Raw genomic sequence first — 23,197 nt, 5'->3', positions numbered from 1 at the left:
GGGCGCCGGACGCGCATGTGGTGTGGTGGCTGTCATACGGCGGCCTGGGCACGCCAAGCGGACAGGCAGCCGTTGACCCACTCGGCGACCGGCTGGATGCCGTCGTCCGAGGCCAGGCTGGTGAAGACGACGGGGAGGGATCCGCGCTGCTTGCTCGCGTCGGCGGCCATGGTGCCCAGGTCCGCGCCGACGTAGGGGGCGAGGTCGGTCTTGTTGACGACGAGGAGGTCGGCGGTGGTGATGCCGGGGCCGCCCTTGCGGGGGATATCGTCACCGCTGGAGACGTCGATGACGAACACCTGGTGGTCGACAAGGCCCTTGGAGAAGGTGGCGGTGAGGTTGTCGCCGCCGGACTCGATGAGGATCAGATCCAGAGGGAGCAGCGCCTCCTCCAGCTGTTCGACGGCTTCGAGGTTGGCGGAGATGTCGTCGCGGATCGCGGTGTGCGGGCAGGCGCCGGTCTCGACGGCGCTGATGCGCTCCGGCGGCAGTACGGCTTCGCGGAGCAGGAACTCGGCGTCCTCGCGGGTGTAGATGTCGTTGGTGACGACGGCGATGGACAGCCGGTCGCGCAGGGCGCGGCACAGTGCGGCGACGGTGGCGGTCTTGCCGGATCCGACGGGTCCGCCGAGGCCGATGCGCAGGGCGCGGCGGCTGCCGTTGGGGCGCAGTGCGTCGGCGCTGGGGGTGTGGTGGTGCGGCAGCATCGTGTCGTGGTCGAGGTGCATCGGGTTCTCCGAACGGTGTGGGGGGTCAGGAGGCGAAGAGGCGCATGGGCCAGGCGGCGTGCTGTTCGCCGGTGATGTCAAGGAGCGGCGAGGATGCGGCGGGCAGGACTGCGACACCGTCGGTGGCGAGCCGTGCTGCCGCTTCGGCGGCGGTGTGGGCGACGTCGTCGAGTTCGCCGGCGAGCCGGGCGAGCAGGGCGGTGGCGTCGAACGGGTTGAGGCTCAACAGCCGTACCGCGGCCGTCGCAGGGCCGCTGATGCTCTCGTAGGCGGCGCACTGGGCGGCGTCCAACGGGGTCAGGCCGGCGGCGCGGGCTGCGACGCCGAGGACCACGGGCTGGTGTGCGCCCTGCGGCAGGCTGTGGGCGATCTGGTCGAGCTCGGGGCAGGGCCAGGCGGCCCGGGCCGCGCGCAGCATCTGCCGGCCGAGCTTGCGTGCGACGTGGCGCAGCGCGGGTACGGGGGTGCGGGCGTCGGCGGCCTCGTCCAACGCCATCGCGTCGTATCCGGTGGCGGCCGCGGCGGCGAGGCCGGCCGCGGTCAGCCCGGCGGTGTGCAGGCGGCCCCGGCAGAACGCCTCCAGGCTTGTGGCGTCGTGGACCCCGTGCGAGGCGACCGCGGCCTCCACGCCGCCGGAGTGGGCGTGCCCACCGGCAGGGAAACGGCCGTCGGCCAGAACGAGCAGGGCGGCATGGCTCATGGGAGCGGTGGCCTGCCTTTCACAGGTACGGGGTGAAGAGGAGGGCAAGGGGAGAACCTTCCCCCGGGAGAGCGGGCCCGGCGGCCAACCGCCGGGCCCGCTGCCGTGCTCAGAAGAGGAAGTACAGCTGCGTCATGGGCAGTGTGGTCTCGTAGAGGCCCTTACCGGCCGGGTTCGGGTCCGGGGGCGGGCTCGGAGTTCGGGGCTGGCCGGAGAACATCGTTTGGTTCTCCACCGTGGTCTTGGCATCCGTGGTCGTGCCCCTGTACGCACCCGGTTCCTCGGACCCGCTTCTGGCCGGGCTCGGCGGCGGAGTCTTCTTGGGGAAGCGTGGGGCCGGGCGCGTGCCCGTGTTCTCGCCGCCGCCCTCGCCGATGGTGATGTCGAAGTAGTCGGGGCCGATCTCGATGTCCGGCTGTTCCGTGTTGAGCTTCATGTCCGCTTTGGTCTTGCCGCGGGGGGAGGTGATCTCCAGCAGCCCCTTGGTCAGGCCGTACGTGGTTGGCTTCTGACCTGGGGCCGAGGCACCCTCCACTACGAAGTTGAAGGAGTTGCCCCCCGGTGCCGTGCCGCATGCTCCCCACACCGGACGGGGGAGGTAGGGCTGCGGTGTCGGGATCGCCGCGTTGGCGTCACCGATCTGCGCGTAGGCGATCTGCCCGCCCTTGATGATCATGTGGGGCTTGACGCCGAAGAACTTCGGCTCCCAGAGCACCAGATCCGCGATCTTGTCGGGGCCGGCCTCGACGGAGCCGACGTACTTGTCGATGCCGTGCGCGATGGCCGGGTTGATCGTGTACTTGGCGATGTAGCGCCTGACGCGGAAGTTGTCGTGTCCCGGGGAGCCGGTCGTTCCCGGGTTGCTGGGGTCCGGCAGGTGACCGCGACGGCCCTTGTTGACGTGCGCCGTCTGCCAGGTCCGCATGATCATCTCGCCGATACGCCCCATGGCCCCCGAGTCGGAGGACATCATCGAGATGGCACCGGTGTCGTGCAGCAGGTCCTCAGCGGCCATCGTGGAGGGCCGGATACGCGAGTCGGCATACGACGCGTCAGCGGGGACGTCGAGGTTGAGGTGATGGCAGATGACCATCATGTACATGTGCTCAGCAACGGTGTTCTTCGTCAGGGGCCGGGTGGGGTTGGTCGACGCGGGCAGCACGCTCTTCTTGCCCACCAGCTTCATGATGTCCGGTGCGTGGCCGCCGCCGGCGCCTTCGACATGGAAGACGTGAATGCCCCGGTACGTGCTGGTGGTGCGATCCTTGGTCGCCTCGAACGTGTCCTCGACGAACCCGGACTCGTTCATCGAGTCCGCATGCAGGGCGACTTGGGCCTTCTTGGCCTCACAGACCTCCAGCGCCACGTCGATGGCCGCGGGGGTGGCCCCCCAGTCCTCGTGGATCTTGAGGCCGATGGCCCCGGCGTCGATCTGGGCTTCCAGCGCCTTCTTGTTGACCGTGCCGCCCTTGCCGAACAGGCCGATGTTGACCGGATAGGCGTCCAGCGCCCTGAACGTCTGCTTCATGTGCCACTCGCCGGGCGTCATGGTGGTGGCCCTGCTGCCGTCCGCGGGGCCGGTACCACCGCCGATGAGCGTGGTCACGCCCGACGCGAGTGCCTCGTGGATCTGCCCGGGGCCCAGGAAGTGCACGTGGGTGTCGATGCCACCCGCGGTCAGGATTTTCCCATTTCCGGAGATCACCTCGGTTTCCGGCCCCACCACAAAGTTCGAGGCGCCTTTGGACTGGTCCGCGGGCTTGGGTGTCATCGTCTCCGGGTTGTAGGCCTGGCCGATCGCGTAGATCTTCCCGTCCCGCAGGCCGACGTCGGCCTTCACCACGCCCCAGTGGTCAATGATCAACGCACCGGTGATCACCGTGTCCACCGGCAGGAGGGGGCTGGTGGCGCCCGGCGGAAGTGTGGAGCCGTCCCGGGCAATGTGTGACATGCCCATCGACTCGCGCATGACCTTGCCGCCGCCGAAAAGCATCTCATCGCCGCTGCGCTCCGGCCCGCCGCACCAGTCCCCCTCGATCTCGACGACGAGGTTGGTGTCGGCGAGCCTGACCCAGTCGCCCTTCGTCGGGCCATACAGCGTGGCATAGTCCTCCCGCGTCAGCTCTACCGGAGGGCGCACGGTGAAGCTGGGGCGGTTCTGTGAAGCCGCCTGGGCAGCACGCTTCGTCATCGCTGGGTCACCTTCGCGTCCGCTGTGGTCGTCCTTGCCTCATGAAGGCCCCATACCTCCAGAGCTCCCCGGACGGGCACCACCCACACCCTGCGCGCGCAGTTGTCGCCGGGCTCGAAACGCTCCGACGTACCGGCCGCGATGTGCAGCCGGTAACCGTTCACGTCGGCCGGCCTGGAGGACATCTGGTCATTGCCATCGTCCTCGTAGAAGTCGAGCCCCTTGCCGCCTACGTTCCCGCCGTGCCTGTTGACGTCGTCCAAGTGATAGTGCGAGCCGACCTGGATCGGACGGTCCGCGGTGTTCTTCACCCACAGCTTCTTCCCGGTCGGGAACGTGCTGCCCCCGGCCAGGTTGTACGGCACAGGAGTCTGATCCGGGTGCTCCCACTTACCCGGGTGGACCGTCGTCGAGGGCTGCACGTCGCAGAGCGGATCCGCGATGACCACCAGCTTGGTGCCGTCCTTGAACGTCGCCTCCACCTGCACGTTGGCGATCATCTCCCGGACCCCCGGCAGCACGTTGATGGTCGGATCGTTGTTCGCCGAGGTCGGCAAGGTAGTGCCGAACTTGGTGAGGCGGACCTGGAGCTGCGCCGCCACATCGCCCAGATTGGTGTCCATGAGCTCGGCGACCGTCTTCGTGTCGTGACGGGCCTCCTCCAGCACATAGGCCGCAAACAGCGCCATGACTTCCGGATAGTTCAGCTCAAGAGTGGGCTCGCGCATGAGGCGTCGCTCGACCAGATCCGCCGCGGCACGGATCATGAGCCGCTCCTGCTCATGTGGCGTCAGATGCATCCAGTTCCCCTTCCTGCTCCTCGTTTGGCACCTGCGGCGAGCACCACCAGGGGCGGCGTGAACTGTGCTGATGCGCAGGACGCCGCAGGTTGGTCAAAAAGCACGTATCCAGCAAGAAAGGAAAGAACCCTCATAAGTCACAATCGAGTGAAACAGAAGCCATATGGGCGAACAGGACGCACACGTCGCACGGCCCGTGATTCCAGGCCGCCCCGGGCGATCCCTGAAGCTCCTCGGAGACGTGCGGCCTCTCCTGATCCAGCGAGGGGCCACCCAATGACGCCCTGCGGCGCATCAGGACGGGAATCGGCGTCTCGTACACGCACGGGGGAGGCGCTTCAGAGAGGTTTCCCGCATGGACCTCACACCCGATCAGGCAGCAATCGCGGTAGAACGTCACGACTGCCCGAACTCTGACTTCCCCGTCGGCAGCGCCTGCCGCACCCGCGGCGGGAAGACCGCCGCGAAGTACCACACCCCGTGCTTCGCCCTCGTCCCCGCGCTCCGCGAGGAACTGGAGATCCCCGTCCCCGCCGACCGGCACCCCGGCCGCGCGTGGAAGCAGGGCCCCGCGCTCGCGATCGTGCGCCGTCGCACTCAAGGACAAGGGCGTCCCCGTCCCCGACATCGCCAAGAAGCTCGCCATCAAGGTCGGGAAGAACGCGGGCAAGTCCCCCTCGGTCGCCTCGCTGTACCGGGCGCTCGCAGAAGCCGAAGCCGCCACGGTCGACGACGACCCGCCGCTGCGCCCCAAGCCCGTACGCATCCGCCGGCCCGAGGACCCGCTCGCCCCTGAGGAGATCGACCTCCGCGAACGCCTCCAGGCGGCCCAGACCCACCCGAACGCCGAGATCCGCAGCTAGACCCCGTGATCGTTCTCAGCGCCAACGGCTGTAACGATAACCCCGAGGCCGGAGATGCCCGTGGGTCCAAGGAAACTGAAGGGTCTCCAGTGGGAACCCGGGGGTGGCAGCTCGAGGACCCGGCCGGACAGGGCGTCGAGGCCGTCCGCCCCATCCGCGACGAGATCAAGGGCCTCATCGAGGGCCTGATAGCCGAGATCGACGCGAAGAAGCAGTCCTTGGGCAGGCCGAGCTTGCGGTAGCCGGAGCCGGTGGCGACGATAACCGTCTTCGCGCGGTGGACGGTGCCCTCGGAGTCGGTGACTTTCTTGATCGCGCCGGTCAGGTCGACGGAGACGATGTCGTCGTCGATCATTTCGGCGCCGAACTTCTCGGCCTGGGCCCGCATGTTCGCCATGAGGTCCGGGCCGTCGACCCCTCGGGGAAGCCGGGGAAGTTCTCGACCTCGGTCGTGGTGGTCAGCGACCCGCCGACGAAGATGGAGCTGCCGAACAGCAGAGGCTTCAGCTGCGCGCGGGCGGTGTAGAGGGCTGCGGTGTAGCCGGCGGGGCCGGAGCCGATGATGACGACGTTGCGTATGTCGTCGTCGGTAGTGGTCGCGTCGGTCACGGGATCAGCCCAGGAACTCAGGCCGTGGCGTGTCCTGGTGCGCCACCTGCGACGGGTTCTTCTTCCGCGACCGCGACATCGTCGTGGTCGGCGGCGGCGACACCGCCATGGAGGAGGCCACCTTCCTCACGCGCTTCGCCCGCTCGGTCACCGTCGTCCACCGACGCTCCACCCTGCGCGCCTCCCAGGTCATGCAGAACCGCGCCTTCTCGGACGACAAGATCTCCTTCCTCTTCGACAGCGAGATCACCGAGCTGGAAGACAAGGACGGCATGCTCTCCGGTCTCACGGTCCGCAACGTGATCACCGAGGAGACACAACACCTCGACGTGACCGGCCTCTTCATCGCCATCGGCCACGATCCGCGCACCGAGCTGTTCACCGGACAGCTCGACCTGGACGCCGAGGGCTACCTCAAGGTCCACTCCCCGAACACGCGCACCAGCCTCCCTGGCGTCTTCGCCGCGGGCGACGTCGTCGACCACACCTACCGCAAGGCCATCACGGCCGCCGGCACCGGCTGCGCCGCCGCCCTCGACGCAGAGCAGTACCTCGCCGCCCTCGCCGACGCGCGCTAACCATCGCCCCACACACGAGAGGAGGCCGCACCGTGGCCCTCAAGAGCGTTACCGACGCATCCTTCATCGAGGACGTCCTCCCGAGCGACAAGCCAGTACTCGTCGACTTCTGGGCGGCCTGGTGCGGCCCCTGCCGCCAGCTGGCCCCCTCGCTGGAAGCCATCGCCGCCGAGCACGGCAACCGGATCAAGATCGTCAAGCTGAACATCGACGAGAACCCGCAGACGGCCGCCGCGTACGGCGTCATGTCCATCCCGACGATGAACGTCTTCGTCGGCGGCCGAGTTCCAAGACCATCGTCGGTGCCAAGCCCAAGGCAGCCCTCCAGCGCGAACTGCGCGACTTCATCTCCCGCTGAACGCACCCCGCGCCGACGCTCTCAGCGGCAGCTTTACCCAACCCCGGCCTCGCCAAGCCCTATGGCGGGCCCGGGGCTTTCTACTTTCCGACCTCTGCTGTCCGGCGACATGCGCGACCACCTCGGGTCAGAGCTGGACTGTCAGTGGGCCCTGGTATATCTGGAACCGCGACAACCCGCGGATCATATGCGGAATAATTTTTGACATAAAACCGTGTACTCTCTGGTGAGTTGACATCGCCAGGGCTGGAGGTGGACCGTGCGCGACCGGAGCAGTTTGGTGGCGGACCCCACCATGCTCACGCTGGCCCGCGACTCGCGCGGCTGGACACAGTCCGACCTCGCTGGCGAGTTGTCACGACTTGAAGGCACCCGTATCACCCAGGGGTACGTGAGCCGAGCTGAAGCCGGCCGCATCCCCGTCAGGGATGAGCGCGTGCAACTGTTCGCCGACGCACTCCACTACACCGCCGACCTACTGTGCCGCACTTCCGATACTGCCGGGGCAGGCGTAGGGCTGATCCATCACCGTAAGCACGCCTCCATGGGGGCACCTGCCCTGCGTCGGATCCATGCGACATTGGCGCTTACCCGCATCCAGGTGGAATCCCTGACCCAGGCAGCAGACTTCGACCGCCCTATCCAGTTCCGGCGTATCGAGGTCAACGACTTCGACACCCCGGCCGACGCGGCAGAGACGGTACGCGAGGAATGGAGTGTCCCCGCAGGCCCCGTCGATGACATGGTCGCCCTGCTTGAGGGCGCCGGCGCACTGGTCGTGGTGCGCGACCTCTGCGCTACCGCGCTCGACGCAGTGAGCCAGTGGCCTGCGGACAAGGCACCGCTGGTGCTCCTCAACTCCACGGCTCCCGCTGACCGTTCCCGCTTCAGTCTCGCGCACGAGCTGGGTCACCTGGTGATGCACGGTGAGCCCGGCGAGGGCCGCGTGCAGGAAGATCAGGCCAATCGGTTCGCCGCCGAATTTCTCATGCCCCACGATGCCGTCCTGCCCGAGTTGAAGCCAGGCATCGACGTATCCCGTCTGCTGGACCTCAAGGCGCGGTGGGGAGTATCGATGGCAGCTCTCATCAGACGAGCCATGGACCTGGGCGTTGTCAGCGAATGGCAGTACCGCACGCTCATGGTCGAGTTGTCCGCACTGGGCTATCGCACCAACGAACCCACCACGATCCGGCGCGAAGCCCCGCGCTATCTCGCTCAAGCCGTCACCCGGCTTGAGGAGCAGCTCCACCTCAGTCCGACCGAGACCGCCCACCTGGCGGGCCTGGGTCGGGAGGAGTTCCACGAGATCTACTTGTGCGCTTCCTCTCCGTCCGGACACAAGGACGTGCCGGACTCTTCTGCGAGGTGATTCATGAGCAACACCCCCTCCCCGAGGCGGCGTCCGCCCGCCTTGAAGACACTGGACCACACCGTTGCCGCCGTGCCTCTTCTGCAGGGGCGGGTACTCCTCCATGAAAGCGCCATCAACCTTCCGCGGCCGCGCCCCGCGCTGGACGACGATTTCAGTGGCGTGGTGATGACCGGCGCCAAAGCTGACGAGCGGGCCTTCCACCTACGCAGCACCGCGGGTTACGAGGGCCCTCTCCTGATCGACAGTGCCCCCTACACAAGCTATGTCGCGACCACGGACGAGCCGTTCATGGTGCCCAGCGACGAGCTGTTCGCCTCCGTGGACACCTCACTCGCCTTCCAGAAGGTGCGGGGCGCGAGCGCGGCACTGACTCCGACCGGCTACATTCCGCAGGCGGACTCCAAGACGCTCAAGGCAGTGATGCGCGAGGCCAACAAGATCGAACGCGCCGACACCATCGTGGCGCTCCCCATCGACGTCACGTGGCTGAACCGCGAGAACATCGGTCAGCTCATAGCGGTCTGTACGAAGATCCGGCACCCGAAGGCCCTCATTCTCTTCCGCCAGTTCGACCCGCTGGAGCAGACCAAGGACATCCCGGCCAATCTGCGCAGCCTGTTGGCCAGCGTCGAGCACACGGCGCTCCTACGCACGGATCTCGCAGCGCTCGACGCCATGGCACACGGCGCGTTCTGCGCGGGCATCGGCGTGCAGATTTCACTCCGTCACGCGATCCCACCCGGCGAGAAGGCGCAAGTCGGCAAGCCTGCGGGCCCCATATACCCGAACGTGCTGATGCCGGAGCTCATGTGCTTCAAGGGGGCCGCGTCCCTCGCCACGCTGTACAGCAACGCCGATCCCGCGACCTGCGCCTGCGAGGAGTGCGACGGGCGGGGGCTCGATCGCTTCTGCCTGTCCGATGGCGAGACCAAGCGCGAGGCCGACAATCACACTGTGCTCACGTGGAGCGACTGGGTCACCGAGATGGCCGGCTACCGGCCAGGCGCTCCGCGCAAGTCATGGTGGCGCGACAAGTGTGCGGCAGCGGTCGATCGCTACGCGTTGGAGAACCAGCGCATCGGACTGGGCGCCAGCCCCAGGTCCGGTTTCCAAGCGCCCTCGCCGCTCAAGGCATGGGCAACGCTCCCCGTCGCCCCGTAGCGAGCCGCCGCGGGCGCTCAGGGAAGCTGGCGGTGAACGTCTTCCAGGAACTTCCAGCCGGAGACGGTATGACGTCTGCGCACGAAGGGGCGCGGTGGCACCACCACTTCCACCGTCTCCCCCTGAACCGTGAGCAGTCCGATGCCGTAGAAGTCCGCGCGCATCACTGCGTCGTCCTTGCGCCGCAGCACCCCGTCCACCACCACCGTGCGGGAGCAGAAGGGAGTGAATCGCTCGGCCTTCTCCATGGCCGACTCCCAGCTACGCCCGGGTACGAAAGCCATGTCGATGTGGACAGGCTGCACCGCTCGGCGGGTAACCACCCCGTTGCCTCGGACCGCTGCCCCTTTCGGCAGGGCCCTCAGGACTCGCCGCTCCCTCTCGCTCAAGGAGCTGGCAGGAACCGGCTCGTCGAGGGGAAGCGCCATAAGGAGATTCAGCACATCAGGTCGCGTCAGCGGCGGCGTCCCATCAACTGCTCGTCGCTCACGCTCTCGCACGTCATACCGGTAGGCCACAACGGCTTCCGCACCGAAGGCTTCGATGAGCGCGAGCTTCGCCTCGCGTGGCACGAGGTCGCAGGGAGCCACCGCACCCGCGACGACATCCATCGGCTCTCGTGCCACGACCGCCATGGACCAACCCGCTCTCGATTCGAACTGACGCTCCCGCTGGCGGTGCGCCTGCACACCCATGCTTACCTTCAGGCACCCGCCACCGGAAGCACGAACGACTCACATTTACACGATCCACTCGCCAGCGCCTCTAGGCCGCCCGCCCCGAGGGGGTCGTTGGGTCTAACCGGGCTTCCCATGCCTGGACACGGGAATACCTTCGCTCGGACACCCAGGCTAGTACGGACGCTCGTACGCCTGTAGGCCACCTCCTCGGATGATCGCAAAACGGTCGGCACCCGTCTCACACCGACCGACAAGCATCCACAAGCACCACCATTGGACGCCTGCGTGCGCGGTCACCCCGAGCGGCCATGCCCACAGCTATCCGAATCGGCCTCCCAACTCCTTCAAGCCAGTGGGCGAGAGACCCGAGAAATGGCAGCAGCCTCGCCGAGCTCCTCCAGCCCCCCGCGCCACCTGCTCCCGTCCCGCTGCCACTCCCCTGCGTAACCTGTCCTGAGCGACGAAAGACGGCCCCCGACCTGCGGCGCCCCTCTCGGCGAGACAGTCTCCGCTGGGGGGAATCTGGGGGGAATGAGGCCTCGTTGGGGGGCGGCTGGGGGGAATCGGCTGCATATACGGGGAGCAGGGTGAAAGACTCGGAAAGGTCGATCGCTGCAGGTCAGACCGCCTGAGTAGGCAATTTCCGCAGGTCAGCGGCCTGAGGATGACGACTTCAAGAAGATCTCCTCCTGGGCCGCCATCCTCTTCGCACCCACACTGGTCGGCACCATCTACGGCATGAACTTCGAAACCATGCCGGAACTCCACTGGGCAGCGGGCTACCCCTTCGCAATCCTGCTGATGGCGGTGGTCTGCGTGAGCCTGTACGTCATCTTCAAGAAGCGCGACTGGCTGTAGGCAGCGCATCGGGCAGTTGATCAACTTCGCCCTTGCGAACGTCGTGACGCGCTCGGACTCCCTTGCCGAGAGGAGGCAACGATGCGTCAAGATCTGCTCGCCTGTGGCCGAGTACCGCCTCCCGCATCAACTGGGCGCCGCCGCCTGCCGATGAGGGCCGCCCGGGGGGCGGTTGACGGCGTTCCGGATCGATGTGAGAGATTGCCAGTCCTTTCGTGAAGAACTGTTTGACGAATCGTTAGCGAGAAGGGTGGCCGGTGGCGGATGCGGGGCTGAAAGGCCATGTCAACCCGCTGCTGTGACAGCCGGGTTGGCCGGATGTGACGCCATAGCGGGCGTCCGGGGACGCAAAGATCCGGTGATAGCATCCCGACATCTGTGATCTTGATCCAATTTGACGCAGATGCTGATGTGTGATCGGCGCATGCTCTCCGCGTAACAGCAGGTGGGCCGCGCCGATCAGCTGTGTTGCGGGGCCTCGCGAGGTGTATCTGCAGCCGTCCGCATGCCATGCGCCGGGAAAGGTTTCCATGAATCGAGACGCACTTGTGTGGTGCTTGGTTGCGGTGGCGGCGATAGCCGTTGTCGCGGTCGTGGCACTCGTCGCCCGCAACAGAGCGCTGGAGGCGAAGAAGAAGCACACCGAGGCCGAACTGAGGCACCAGCTCGTCACGGCAGACGGCCACCTGCGCGCGTCGCACGCCGAGCTGCAGAGGATCCGGTACGAGCAGGACGCCACGCTCCGCGAGGCCAAGGAAGCGGCGGAGGAGAACACCAAGGCCGTCCTCAAGGGTGCCGCCAGCCTCCTGCAGAGCCTCGCGGCCGAGCAGACGACGCTTCTGGACGCCATCCAGCGCAAGTACGGTGGACACGGCGTCCTCAGCGACCTGCTGGACGTCAACCACGCCAACGCCCAGATGGCGCGCAAGGCCCAGGGCATCGCCGTGATGTGCGGTGCGCCGCTCGGCCGTCGCAACAGGCCCGCCAGCGTCTACGACGTGGTGCGCAACGCCCAGGGCCAGATCCGCAACTTCCACCGGGTCGCCGTCATGCAGCAGACCAGTCTCGCCCTGAAGGCGTCCGCGGTCGCGCCCGTCGCCCTCGCCGTGGCCGAGCTGCTCGACAACGCTGCCAGCTTCTCGCAGCACGACGCGCCGATCGAGGTGACGTTCCAGCGCGTCCAGAACAACCTGTGCATCGTCATCGACGACGCCGGTGTCAGCATGAACGACGAAGAGCGGCAGCGGGCGACCGCGCTGCTCTCGGGAGAAGTCGCCCCCCGTCTGTCGCAGCTCGGCACCCAGCCGAAGTTCGGCTTCCCGGTCATCGGCCTGATCGCACGTCAGCACGGCTTCAAGGTCGACGTCACCGGGGTCTCCCGATACGGCGGCGTCAGGGCCGTCGTCCTCTTGCCCGAGGAGCTGTGGACCATGGAGGAGATACCGCCCGCCCCGTCCGCCCCGCCTGCCCCGCCCTCCCAGGAGGCTCCGGTCAGCGACATCCGGCGCGCCACCGAGAGCCGGCCCCAGAGTGCGACGTCGCGCACGATGCACGGTCTGCCCAAGCGCGGCGCACGCCAGGCGCCCATCGCGAGCGTCCCCGATCCCGACGCCACCTCGCCGGCGCCACGGGTCCCGGGGGAGACGGGCCGCGCTTCCGGGCGCAGTCTTGGGGCCTTCCAGCGCGGCACGCTCTCCGGCCGCAATCTTGACGCCACCTCGTCCGAAGGGCCCGAAGAGGCATGACCGCAGACCTGTCGTGGATGCTCGAGGACATCGTGCACAACGTGCCCCACGCACGGCACGCCGTCCTGCTGTCCGCGGACGGCCTTCCTCGCGGCGCGACGGAAGGCCTGGCCGAGAAGGACGTACGCACCATCTCCGCGGCCATGGCCGGGATGCAGTCGCTCAGCCGGGCGACGGCCCATTTCGCCGGACCTGAGGAGGACCGGCAGTGGAACCAGACCGTCATCGAGTTCTCTCATGGCTGGATCTTCCTGATCGGGGCGGGGCAGGGCTCCTACCTCGCCGCCGCGGCCGCGCCCGACGTGGACATGCAGCAGATCTCCTTCCGCATGCACCGCCTCGTCGCGCGACTGGGCAACAACCTCACCTCGCCGCCGCGGGTGAGCGCCGAGGACGCCGGAGGTCCGCGCGGAAGCTCCCCCCGCCAGCAGGGCTCCGGTGACGCGGGATTCGCCCTCGGCGAGCTCGACCAGGTGATGTCCGAGGTCAAGGGCGCCCGCCACGCCGTACTCCTGGGATCGGACGGCCTTCCCCGCGGGGCGACCAAGGGAATGGGCCGCGACCTCGCGGACACGGTCTCCGCGGCCATGACGGGCATCCACGCCTACAGTCGGGTCACGTCCCAGTTCGCGGGGGTCATCGAGGACGCGGAATGGCGTCAGACGGTCATCGAGTTCCAGCACGGCTGGATCTTCCTGATGGCGGCCGGTCCCGATGCCTTCCTGGCCGCTGCCGCCGAACACGACTGCGACATAGAACAGTTCACCACGCGTCTGCACGAGGTGGTTCCCGGACTGACCTCGGCGGCAACACCGGGGAAGGCGACTGACCATGCGTGATGGGTTCGGACAGGATGACGAGCTGGAACTGACGTCCCCCTTAGTCCCCCTCTTCGTGATCACGAACGGACGAGCGCTGCCCCCGGACCACGAGTACGAGCACACGACGCTCGTGACGATGGCGGCAGAGAACGCACAGGTCGCGGCGCGCACCCTGTCCCCGGAGGCGGGGCAGGTCATGGACCTGGTCGCGAACGGCTTCCTCTCCGTGGCCGAGGTGGCAGGACACACGCACCTTCCCTTGGGCATCGTCCGCATCCTGCTGGCGCAGCTGGAGGAGGACGGTCTCATCCTCGCGAGGACACCGATACCGCGCGCCGAACGTGTCGACAGAGAACTGGTCAGCGCCGTGCTCGAGGGCCTGAAGAATCGATTCGGAGCGTAACGCGTGTACCTGGATCCACACGTCTCCCACGCGGTGAAGATCCTCATAGTGGGGCACTTCGGGGTCGGCAAGACCACCTGCATCGGCAGTCTCTCCGAGATCGAGCCGCTGCGGACCGAGGAGGAGATCACCGAAGCCAGCGTCGGCTTCGATGACCTGTCGGGCACACCCGACAAGAAGACCACCACCGTCGCCATGGACTTCGGCCGGCTCACCCTGAGCGACACCCTGGTGCTCTACCTCTTCGGAACGCCCGGCCAGGAGCGCTTCAAGGAGATGTGGGAGGAGCTCTCCCGGGGCGCTCTGGGCGCGCTGGTCCTCGTCGACCCTGAGCGACTGCACGAGTCCTTCCCCGTCCTGGACCTCGTCGAGCGATTCGGCCTGACGTACGCCATCGCCGTGAACCACTTCGAGGGCACCACGCACTACCCGCTCGACGAGGTGCGCGAGGCCCTCAACCTCACCGCCGAGACCCCGGTCGTGGAGTGCGACGTACGCGACGAGACCTCCTCGGCGCAGGCACTCATCACCCTCGTGCAACACCTCATGTCCCAACTCGGCTAGGAGCGCAGGAATGCAACAGCCACGTGAACCGCAGGAGATACCCCCCGGCTGCCCCGCGCACGGGAACGTCCAGATGTACGGCCCCTCGTTCGGAGCCGATCCCGACAGCCACTACGCACAGCTGCGCCTCTTCGGTCACAGCGCGCCCGTGGACATCGCTCCCGACGTCCAGGTCGAGCTCGTCACGAGCTACGACGCAGCTCTGTACGTCCTGCAGAACCCCGCCTCCTTCGTGCGCGACTCGCGCCGCTGGAACGCCCTGGGCGAAGGGCGCGTCCCGGCCGACAGCCCGGCACTGCCCATGATGGGGTACCGCCCCAACGCGCTCTTCAGTGACGGTGCGGCGCATGCCCGACTGCGCCGCGCCGTCACCGACAGTCTCGCCACGGTCAACGAGCACCAGCTGATCAGGCAGACGCAGCAGTCCGCCAACTACCTGATCAGTCAGTTCAGCACCGACGTCCTCGGCCAGGCGGAGCTGATGGCCGAGTACGCCCAGCCGCTGCCGCTGCTGGTCTTCAGCGACCTGTTCGGCTGCCCGCCCGAGATCGGCGACCGCGTGATCGCCGGGATCAGTGGCATCTTCCAGGGGACGCCCGGGGCCGACGAGGTGCTCGGCGGGGCACTCACCGAGCTGATCGCCCTCAAGCGGCGGCGCCCGACGGACGACCTGACCACGCGCCTGATGGAGCACTCGGCCCAGCTGAGCGACGAGGAGGTGCTGCACCAGCTGGTCACGCTGCTCTCCGGTGGCACCGCGCCGCTCGCCGCGGCCATCGGCACCAGCAGCGCCCTGTACCTCGGAGAGGACTGGCAGGTCGGCCTCCCGGTCGAGGAGGCGATCTCCCAGACCCTCTGGAACTACGCGCCGATCGCCAACTACGCGGCTCACTACCCGACTCACGACGTCGAGCTCGGCGGGAGGGTGCTCCGGGCCAACGACCCGGTGCTCATCTCGTTCGCCGCGGCCAACACCGACCCGAAGCTGACCGAACACCGCGAACAGCTCAGCGCTAAGGCACACTTGGCGTTCGGAGCGGGCCCGCACGCCTGCCCCGCCAAGGACCCGGCCTTCATGATCGCCGTGACTGCCGTCGAGACGCTGCTCAACCAGCTGCCCGACGTCGAGCTGCGCGTCCCGTTCAAGGCGCTCACCTGGGCGCCGAGCCCGTGGAGCCGCTCGCTGGTCACCCTCCCGATCCGCTTCACCCCGAGGAACGTTCCCCAGGCGGCCGGGTCGGCCGGATCGGCCGGATCGAACGCGGACCGGATGCCGCAGCAGCAGGCAGCCGCCTCCTCGCCGGCCGGCGCGGGACCCTCACGTACGAACGCCGGGTTCGCGCCGCAGCCCAAGGGCGGCCTGTTCAGCCGCTTCCTGGCCTGGACCAGGGGCGAGTGAGGCGAGTGTGATTCTCATAACCTCCTGAGTACCCAGTGGTAGTGGATGCTCTAACGATCACGCGGGTATGCATGGCGGCTGATTCTCAGAAAGGAGCCGCCGTCATGGGGGTTGCCACCACTCCGTCGTATGACCGCCGGGCGTCCGCCTCCCTCTTCTCCCGTCTGCGGACGGCCAGGGGGCAGGCCGACCCCTTCCCGATCTACGCCGAACTCCTCGCGCGGGGCGAGGTCGTGCCCGCCCCCTGGGGCGGCTTCGCCGTGACCGGCTTCGCCGCCTGCGACCAGGTCCTGCGCAGCCGCCAATGGCTGGAGCCCGACCGGGAATGGCGGGAGCGCCAAGGGCCCGGGACGCGCTGGAACGCGCCCTCCTCGCGCGAGATGAGCAACACGCTCGCCGCGCTCAACTCCCCGGACCACACCAAGGTGAGACGGGCGGCGGGCACGTTCGACCGTGGCACGGTGGAGCGCATCGGCCGCAATGTGATCCGGTCCGCGGATCGGCTCCTCGACGCCTTCACGGAGCGAATACGCACCGGCGAGGCGGACTTCTCGGACCTTGTCTGCGAGGAGCTGCCGGTCGCCACCATAGGCGAATGGCTCGGGCTGCCGCAGGCCGATTGGTCCAGGCTCCGCCAGTTGACACACGATCAGGTATTCACCCAGGAGTTGCTGCCGTCGGCCAGCCAACTGGCCTTGTCCGACGCGGCCACGGCCGAACTCCACTCCTATTTCCTGGACTTGGTGCGCGACCGGCGCGCCCGCCCCGGCGATGACCCCATCACCCGGTGGATCCGGACGTGGGACGCGATCGAGCCGGACCGGGACAAGGCCGACGAGGCGGTCTACTTCCTCGTGTTGTTCGTCCTGCTGGCCGCCCTGGAAACCACCGCGACCCTCCTGTCGACGATGACGCTCCGGCTCGTCGAAAGCCCGGAACGCTGGGACATGGTCGCCGACGACCCGGGCCTCGTACCCGGGTTCGTGGAGGAGACCCTCCGCTTTGATCCGCCCACCCACGTGATCAGCAGGGTCGCCTCGCAGGACTCCGTGCTGGGAGGCATCGAGATCCGCCGCGACGAGATGGTCCACCTCATGATCGGAGCGGCGCACCGGGACCCGGCCCGACACGGCGACCCGGACCGGTTCGACCCCGAACGCACGGCCGTCCACCTCGCGTTCAGCGGCGGCATCCACTACTGCCTCGGCGCGCCGCTGGCCCGCCTCGAGGCCCAGACCCTGCTCCGCCAACTGATCCGGCGCCTCCCCCGCCTCACCCTCGTACGCCCCCCGTCGATGGCGCCCCGTGTGGCGTTCCGGCGCCTGCTGAATCTGGACGTAGCCCTCGCATGACCGAATCGACCCCCACCCCCACCCCCACCCCCACCCCCACCCCCGCACACGCCCGGACCGCGCCGAAGGCGATACGTACCGAGCAGGACGGCCCCGTGCTGCACGTCCGCCTCAACCCCTGGGGGCAGGAGGACACGTTGGACACAGCGGTCCTCGACGACCTCATCACCCTGCTCGACGACCTGCACGAGAGACCCGACGTCCGGATCCTGACGCTGTCGTCACTGGGTACGGACTTCTGCCTGGGGGCCGACCGCAACGAGTACCAGGAGGCCATGGCCGCCGATCCGTCCGGGGTGGGCCTGCGGCGCATCGCCGACAAGGCGCACCGCCTGTGCCAGGCCCTGGAGAACACCCACGCGGTCACCATCGCCCGGCTGCACGGGCGTGTCATCGGCGCGGGACTCGCCCTCGCCTCGTTCTGCGATCTGCGCGCCGGTGCCGACACCAGCCGCTTCCGCATGCCGGAGGTCGGCATAGGGCTACCGCCGGCGTGGGGCGGGGCGATGGGACGCCTGGTCTCCGAGGCCGGCGCCTCCAGGATCCGCGAGCTCATGCTCACCTGCGACGTCTTCGACGCCGACACGGCGCACCGCATCGGTCTGCTCCACCGGACCGCCCCGCTCGACCAGCTGGACAAGGTGATCGATTCCTGGACCAGGCCTCTCGTGCGACGCTCGCCCGAGGCACTCGTCCTGACCAAACGGATGCTGGCCGGTTACGCGCGGGCGGACCGGACGGCGGACGTCTCCCTGCTCGACTCCCATCTCCTGGCAGCCACGCTCCACCAGCACACAAGGGGCTGATCCCTCCCGGGCCGATGCGGGCGGCCGCGTCCGCGGGGCTATGCGGAACCGGCGGACGTGATGCGGTCGAGGAGCTCCGTGTAGAGGGGGCGTTTGTCGGGGCGGGTGTGGGTGGCGGCGTGTTTGAGGGCGGGGACGGCCGGTTCGCCCAGGGCTACGAGGGCTTCGGTCGCGGTGGTGCGGATGGTGGGGTGGGGGTGCTCCAGCAGGGCGGTGATCGCCGGGATGGCGGGTGGCCAGGTGGCGTGGCCGAGGGTGCGGATCGCCGTGCGGACGAGGTCCGGCTGGGGGTCGGCCAGGAGGAGCGACGTGTGGTGCAGGTAGGTCTGGCGGTCCAGCAGGGCGCGCGAGGTGCGGTGGGCGTGCAGGCGGATCCCGGGCTTGGGGTGGTGCAGCAACTCGTCGATCAGGTCCCGTAGATCGGGGTCCTGGTGTGGGGCCGGGCCCGTGTGTTTCCGGGTGTGTTCCTCGGTGAGCTGCTTGAACGCTTGGTGGATGTGCGCCGGATTGCCGGTGCGGGCCAGGGTCAACAGGTCTTCGCGGGACGGGGGTTGCGTGGACTCTGGTGGAGTGCGGTCGCGGAGGGCTGTGAGGGCGGCGGCGTCCTGCCGGGCGGAGTCGTCCGGGTGGCGCAGTGGACCGTCCACCAGGAGGAGGCGGTCCGCGAGGGCCTCGCGTCCTTCCGCGCGCAGGCGCCGGCAGGTCCGCGTGAGCGCGGGGGTGCGCAGCAGGGGCCGTCCGGAGAGCAGGTCGAGGAATCCCCAGGCGCCGGTGTCGAGGCGGTCGGCGAGGTGTTCCGCCAAGACGTCGGCGGGGACGCGGCGCAGCGCCTGCGCGGCCGCCGCACTGACGGACGGCGGGTCGTGCTCCCACCATTCCAGCAGGAGCGGGACCAGCGGTCGCAGGTCGCACGGGGCCAGCCGCTCCGCCGCGCGGGCCACCCTGTCGTGCAGGACGCCGTCCGCGCGGAGTTCCGTCTCGCCCATGGCACTGAGGGTGCGGGCCAGGTCGGCACTGAGGGGTACGTCGATGCGGCCGCGCAGAAACGCTCGGAGCACCAGCAGCCCCGCCTCGGGCTCGGGCCACTCCAGGAGCGCCAGGGCCGCGGCGCGCCGGCGGTCCGGCGCGGATGCCCGCAGCATGGCCAGCAGACGCTCCCGCAGGGCGGTCGAGCGGGGCTGGTCGAGGTCGTCCCCGTGCACGGTCCGCGGCCGGGTCGCCGGCGCGTGGGCGGTCTCGGTGATGGTCCAGGGTGGTGCGTCGAGGGGCTGGAGGTCCGTCATCCAGTCGATGAGGGCGGCGCGGACCTCGGGGCCGGCGGAGGCGTAGACGTCGATCAGTGCGGTCAGCTGGTCCCTGGAGCCGGGTGGGAGGGGGTGTTGGCGCAGTGCCCGGAGGGCGCTCGGTGTGCGGGCCGCGGCGTCCAGCGCCGTTCGCCACCTCGCGTCCGGATGCGTGGCCGCGTGGGACTGCGGGGCCGCGTGGGACTGCGGGGCTGCTGGGGACCGCGGGGCCGCGAACGCGTCCCGTAGCACGGCGGTTTCGGCCTGCCCGGGGTGGGCGTCCAGCCGGGCCGAGGCGAGGGCCTGGTCGAGGTCGGCGCGGACCAGCACCACGCCGAGGCTGCGCAGCAGTGGCAGGGTGGACCGGCCTCCCGCGGGTACGGGGCGCAGCGCGCGTACGGCGTCGACGGCGGTCGGCTTCTCCACCGCCGGCAGAATCGGCGCGACGGCTTCGAGTACGGCGATCAGTTCGGGGCGGTCTGCGGCCTCGGCCTCGGCCTCGGCGAGGGCGTCGAGGAGGACCGTGGTGGATCGGGCGAAGGCCGTCAGTTCCTCGGTCGTCCACGGGGCGGGGCAGAGCCGGAGCGTGAGGCGCAGTACGCGGCCCCGGGCGGCGGGTTCGGAGCCGGCGAGGCGGAGCCAGTCCGCCAGCATGGGCCGTAGCGCACGCAGCCGGCTGGGGTGCGGCAGCTCGTGCCGTCCGGCGATGCGGAGCGCGACCGACGGATTCCAGCTTCCGGACGTCAGCGAGCCCAGGTCGAGGTCCGCTGCGGCCCCGGTCGCCGGCCACGGCGCGGCGGGCGCGGTGATCCCGTACGTGGCCATGGCCGTCGACAGGTCCTCGATCGTGCCGGACGCGAGGCCGACCCGGCCGGCCGCCACCAGGGCGAGCAGGGTGGGTGCGACCCGTGGTGCCTGGTCGGCCAGCGCGAGCACCGAGCCCGCCGGCAGGCTGCGGTCGAGCCCTTCCAGGAGCAGTTCGCGGGCGCGGGCTTCCTCGCTGTGTTCGGCGGCGGCGAGGACGGTCGCCAGGTACGCGCCGCCGAGGATGGTGCGCAGTGCCTCGACGAGCCTGCTGCGCAGGCCCGGATTGTCGTGATGCCCGAGCCAGTGGAGCAGCACCGGTACGGCCGTGGGCGCGCCCGCGCGGCCCAGCACCTCGGCTGCGGTCTTCTTGATGTTCATGTTCGGATGGCCGAGGCACGCGGCGATCGCGGTGGAGGCCCAGCGGGCCCGCGCGTGACCGAGGGCGAGCAGGGCCTGCCGAACGGTCTGGACGTCCTGCGCGGCGGTCAGCGCGATCAGGGTCGCCGACAACGCCTGCGCGTCGTCCCCCGTGGCGTCGCGGGCGAGCAACGCGATCACGTGCTTGCGCACGTGCGGGTCTCGGTGCCGCAGCAGGCGGTGCGTCCGCGCACGGGTGCTCGGGGAAGGGGCGCGGAGCAGGAGTTCGAGCAGGATCGCCTGCTCGCCGCTCGACAGTCCGGGCCGGTCCAGCAGATCCAGCGCCAGGGACGCGACGAGTGCGTGCCCGGCGTCTCGCGCGGTCGCCGCGTCGAGGAGGCAGAGCGGCCTGATGCGGCCCCTCTCGTGGAGGCGACGGCCCAGAGCGTGTACGACGTCCAGGACCTCCTGGGGTACCACGGGCTCCCCGGCCGGCTGCCCGTTCCCGGGTTGCGCAGTGGCCGCGCCCGGCTCCCGGTAGGCCGCTTGCTCGGCCACGACGCGCAGGAGCAGGTCGGCGATGACCGGCAGCGTGGCGGCGCTGCCGTGGGCGGCCAGTCGGCACAGGGCCGCCACCGGCTGGTCCGGGTCGAGGTGGGAACGCAGGAGTGCCAGTTCGTGCTCGTCCGGGCCGCCGAGATCCGCCGCGATGCGGGCGGGCAGATCGGCGGGGTCGAGACGGACGAGGAGGGTTCGCCGCCGTGCCGGGTCGTGGGTCAGGTGCCACAACACCTCTAGGGCGGTGTTCCGTACGGCGCGGAGATGCGGGGCGATCAGGCCCGGGTCAGGGCCGACGACTGCGGCCGAGCCCTGCTCCGTTGCCAGCCCGAGCCCTTCCCTCAGCGCTTCCGCCGTCCGGTGCCCGCCGATGGCTTCCAGGGCGTCCAGGGCCGCGGCGGGCGCCGAGGGCAGGAGGGCGATCACCGCGTCTTCGGCATCGGCATGGCGCAGCGCGCGGATCGCGGCGAGGAACGGCCCCGGCACCGGAGCCGACGGAAGGATCCGTGTGATCGCGTCACCGATCGGGAGCTCCCCCGCCCCCTGTGCGGCCAGGGCCACCAGCAGGGTGAGCCGGCGCGGCCAGCTCGGATCGTCGGCGGCCGCGTCCACCAGTTCACGGAACATCACCTGCCGACAGGTGAACAGGATCGTCGCGACCTCGTGGGCAGCGATCGTGTGGTCGGCCAGCGCCAGGCCGATGACGGCCGGGACGTGCGCACTCTCCGGGAAGTGCCCGCGCCGGTGGAGCCCTCGCAGGCACGTCACCGCAGGTCCGCCGAACAGCAAGGGGTCCCGTGCGGCGATGGCCGTCAGCGCACCGATGTCGCCGCGGGCCGCCAGGTCGCCGAGCAGTTCCATTCCGCGCCGGCGAAGACCGGGCGGCAGGGACGGATCGGCGATGGCCTGCCGCAGCAGCCCGGCGTGCCCGTGATGTGCGGCAGCCGTGAGCGCGGCATCGGCCGCGTCGGGCCGTGCGCTCACCGACTCGGCGGTGAGGAAGGGAGACAGGAGTCCCGGCGGCAGGGAATCCAACGCCATCCACGGCTCGGCGAGTTCACCCAGCGCGGAGGTGACCACGTCCGCGCTGCCGGTGCCTTCGCCGGCGCCGAGCAGGCTCATCACGTGTCGGCGCACCAGTGCGGGGGCCAGCAGACCGGCGTGCAGCCCCTGCCGGGCCAGCCGCAGGGCCTCGGCCCGCAACACCGGATCGCCGCTGTCCACCAGCTCGTTGACGAGTTCCGCAGGCCGGTGCGCGCAGGTGACGGTCGTCTCCCGCACGGCCTGGTACAGCAGCTCGCCGCGCGGCTCCTCCCGGATCACCGTCGGGTCGTTCATCAGCTCGGCGCGCAGCCACGCGATCCGTACGCGTACCGGCAGTTCGGCCGTACGCCACGAACGCCGGCGGGAGCCGGGGACGTACGGCCCCAGTCGCTCGTGGAGCCGCGCCAGGACGAGCAGCGACTCCGGCGGCCCCTCCACCGACTCCGGCAGCAGTCCCGCGAGTTCGGCCGTCTCGCGCTCGTCGCCCGTCCGGCCCGAGGTGACGCGCTCGTCGAGCAGGACCAACCCCAGGTACCGCACGCGGGGATCCTCGTGCCGGATGAGCCGCCCGAAGACGGCCGGCGGGCAGAGCCGGGCGTCGAGATGGCCGGACAACCAGCCGACGTCGGCTCGGCGCACCGCATCGTCGAAGGGCTGGTCCGCGGGCATCGTCATCTTCGGATGCTAACCGGGACGTTGCCGGCCCCACCAACAGGATTCCGCCGGAGCGTCCGGCACCCCCGTCGATGCGGCGGCCCCATCGCGTTGACGGGTGGGCACATGCCCACTACGGTGGGCATGTGCCCACTCGGGGTCCTCGGGGTGGGCTTTGATCAGGTTGAGGACGGGGTTCACCGACTTCGTGCCGACCCGGAAGAGGTGGAAGAGGTTGCTGTGACTGCGATTGCGCTCGGAATGCCGGCCGTGCCGACGAAGCTTGCCGACCGCAGGGTCAGCCGCAAGATCCAGGTCGGCAAGGTCGCCGTCGGTGGCGACGCACAGATTTCCGTGCAGTCGATGACCACCACCAGGACCTCGGACATCGGGGCGACGCTCCAGCAGATCGCCGAGCTGACCGCTTCCGGCTGCGACATCGTCCGCGTGGCGTGCCCGACGCAGGACGACGCCGACGCGCTCGCGGTGATCGCGAAGAAGTC

The 23,197-nt window shown here is 69.4% G+C and carries 17 protein-coding genes and 4 pseudogenes; 14 read left to right on the top strand and 7 right to left on the bottom strand.

The window, feature by feature from the left end; genetic code table 11:
- Positions 1 to 32: 32 nt before the first annotated feature.
- From ureG to AB0D29_RS04920, 4 genes are all read right to left on the bottom strand, one after another.
- The gene (gene ureG, locus AB0D29_RS04935; protein ID WP_362852179.1) at positions 33 to 728 is read right to left on the bottom strand and encodes an urease accessory protein UreG; all 696 of its coding nucleotides are present in this window, start codon (positions 726 to 728) and stop codon (positions 33 to 35) included.
- A gap of 25 nt (positions 729 to 753) precedes the next feature.
- Positions 754 to 1,428 (bottom strand): urease accessory UreF family protein, encoded by a 675-nt coding sequence (locus AB0D29_RS04930; protein WP_362852178.1) that lies wholly within the window; start codon positions 1,426 to 1,428, stop codon positions 754 to 756.
- Positions 1,429 to 1,537: 109 nt separating this feature from the next.
- On the bottom strand, positions 1,538 to 3,619 hold the full coding sequence (gene ureC / locus AB0D29_RS04925; RefSeq protein WP_362852177.1) for an urease subunit alpha: 2,082 nt from the start codon (positions 3,617 to 3,619) through the stop codon (positions 1,538 to 1,540).
- Entirely contained in the window at positions 3,616 to 4,419 is an 804-nt protein-coding gene (locus AB0D29_RS04920; protein ID WP_362852176.1) for an urease subunit gamma, read from the bottom strand. The genes ureC and AB0D29_RS04920 overlap by 4 nt, the downstream gene beginning before the upstream one ends.
- A gap of 952 nt (positions 4,420 to 5,371) precedes the next feature.
- On the opposite strand from AB0D29_RS04920, the gene AB0D29_RS04915 reads away from it, so the two are divergent.
- Positions 5,372 to 5,524 (top strand): hypothetical protein, encoded by a 153-nt coding sequence (locus AB0D29_RS04915; RefSeq protein ID WP_362852523.1) that lies wholly within the window; start codon positions 5,372 to 5,374, stop codon positions 5,522 to 5,524.
- Here the strand turns inward: AB0D29_RS04915 and AB0D29_RS04910 are convergent.
- Positions 5,497 to 5,891: pseudogene (locus tag AB0D29_RS04910) on the bottom strand (FAD-dependent oxidoreductase); the annotation flags it as partial. The gene AB0D29_RS04915 and the pseudogene AB0D29_RS04910 overlap by 28 nt on opposite strands.
- 17 nt (positions 5,892 to 5,908) lie before the next feature.
- On the opposite strand from AB0D29_RS04910, the pseudogene AB0D29_RS04905 reads away from it, so the two are divergent.
- From AB0D29_RS04905 to AB0D29_RS04890, 4 genes and pseudogenes are all read left to right on the top strand, one after another.
- Positions 5,909 to 6,469, top strand: a pseudogene (locus tag AB0D29_RS04905) (FAD-dependent oxidoreductase); the annotation flags it as partial.
- Positions 6,470 to 6,501: 32 nt separating this feature from the next.
- Positions 6,502 to 6,827, top strand: a pseudogene (gene trxA, locus AB0D29_RS04900) (thioredoxin).
- Positions 6,828 to 7,086: 259 nt separating this feature from the next.
- The gene (locus tag AB0D29_RS04895) at positions 7,087 to 8,199 is read left to right on the top strand and encodes an ImmA/IrrE family metallo-endopeptidase (protein ID WP_362852175.1); all 1,113 of its coding nucleotides are present in this window, start codon (positions 7,087 to 7,089) and stop codon (positions 8,197 to 8,199) included.
- A 3-nt stretch (positions 8,200 to 8,202) separates the two neighbouring features.
- Positions 8,203 to 9,363: a hypothetical protein gene (locus tag AB0D29_RS04890; protein ID WP_362852174.1), complete on the top strand. Its 1,161-nt coding sequence runs from the start codon at positions 8,203 to 8,205 to the stop codon at positions 9,361 to 9,363.
- Between the two features lie 17 nt (positions 9,364 to 9,380).
- Here the strand turns inward: AB0D29_RS04890 and AB0D29_RS04885 are convergent, their stop codons facing one another.
- Positions 9,381 to 10,058 (bottom strand): hypothetical protein, encoded by a 678-nt coding sequence (locus AB0D29_RS04885; protein WP_362852173.1) that lies wholly within the window; start codon positions 10,056 to 10,058, stop codon positions 9,381 to 9,383.
- 645 nt (positions 10,059 to 10,703) lie between these two features.
- On the opposite strand from AB0D29_RS04885, the pseudogene AB0D29_RS04880 reads away from it, so the two are divergent.
- From AB0D29_RS04880 to AB0D29_RS04845, 8 genes and pseudogenes are all read left to right on the top strand, one after another.
- Positions 10,704 to 10,901: pseudogene (locus tag AB0D29_RS04880) on the top strand (CorA family divalent cation transporter); the annotation flags it as partial.
- Between the two features lie 530 nt (positions 10,902 to 11,431).
- Positions 11,432 to 12,646: an ATP-binding protein gene (locus AB0D29_RS04875; protein ID WP_362852172.1), complete on the top strand. Its 1,215-nt coding sequence runs from the start codon at positions 11,432 to 11,434 to the stop codon at positions 12,644 to 12,646.
- The gene (locus AB0D29_RS04870) at positions 12,643 to 13,485 is read left to right on the top strand and encodes a roadblock/LC7 domain-containing protein (RefSeq protein WP_362852171.1); all 843 of its coding nucleotides are present in this window, start codon (positions 12,643 to 12,645) and stop codon (positions 13,483 to 13,485) included. Before AB0D29_RS04875 ends, AB0D29_RS04870 begins: the two co-directional genes overlap by 4 nt.
- Positions 13,478 to 13,870 (top strand): DUF742 domain-containing protein, encoded by a 393-nt coding sequence (locus AB0D29_RS04865; RefSeq protein WP_362852170.1) that lies wholly within the window; start codon positions 13,478 to 13,480, stop codon positions 13,868 to 13,870. Before AB0D29_RS04870 ends, AB0D29_RS04865 begins: the two co-directional genes overlap by 8 nt.
- Positions 13,871 to 13,873: 3 nt before the next feature.
- Positions 13,874 to 14,434 (top strand): ATP/GTP-binding protein, encoded by a 561-nt coding sequence (locus AB0D29_RS04860; protein ID WP_362852169.1) that lies wholly within the window; start codon positions 13,874 to 13,876, stop codon positions 14,432 to 14,434.
- 10 nt (positions 14,435 to 14,444) lie between these two features.
- Positions 14,445 to 15,833: a cytochrome P450 gene (locus AB0D29_RS04855; RefSeq protein WP_362852168.1), complete on the top strand. Its 1,389-nt coding sequence runs from the start codon at positions 14,445 to 14,447 to the stop codon at positions 15,831 to 15,833.
- Between the two features lie 104 nt (positions 15,834 to 15,937).
- Positions 15,938 to 17,185 carry a cytochrome P450 gene (locus tag AB0D29_RS04850; protein WP_362852167.1) on the top strand — a complete coding sequence of 416 codons (1,248 nt, stop codon included), beginning with the start codon at positions 15,938 to 15,940 and terminating at the stop codon, positions 17,183 to 17,185.
- Positions 17,182 to 17,991 carry an enoyl-CoA hydratase/isomerase family protein gene (locus tag AB0D29_RS04845; RefSeq protein ID WP_362852166.1) on the top strand — a complete coding sequence of 270 codons (810 nt, stop codon included), beginning with the start codon at positions 17,182 to 17,184 and terminating at the stop codon, positions 17,989 to 17,991. Before AB0D29_RS04850 ends, AB0D29_RS04845 begins: the two co-directional genes overlap by 4 nt.
- Before the next feature lie 38 nt (positions 17,992 to 18,029).
- Here AB0D29_RS04845 and AB0D29_RS04840 read toward each other — a convergent pair whose 3' ends face one another.
- On the bottom strand, positions 18,030 to 22,715 hold the full coding sequence (locus tag AB0D29_RS04840) for a HEAT repeat domain-containing protein (protein ID WP_362852165.1): 4,686 nt from the start codon (positions 22,713 to 22,715) through the stop codon (positions 18,030 to 18,032).
- 219 nt (positions 22,716 to 22,934) lie between these two features.
- On the opposite strand from AB0D29_RS04840, the gene AB0D29_RS04835 reads away from it, so the two are divergent.
- Positions 22,935 to 23,197 (top strand): flavodoxin-dependent (E)-4-hydroxy-3-methylbut-2-enyl-diphosphate synthase (locus tag AB0D29_RS04835; protein ID WP_362852508.1); only part of this gene is annotated, 263 nt, incomplete at its 3' end.

It is taken from the genome of Streptomyces sp. NPDC048424 (genome assembly GCF_040651555.1).
Classification (GTDB): domain Bacteria; phylum Actinomycetota; class Actinomycetes; order Streptomycetales; family Streptomycetaceae; genus Streptomyces.
Note: the sequence above shows the minus strand (reverse complement) of the source record. Positions and strands in the feature narration are given on the sequence as shown.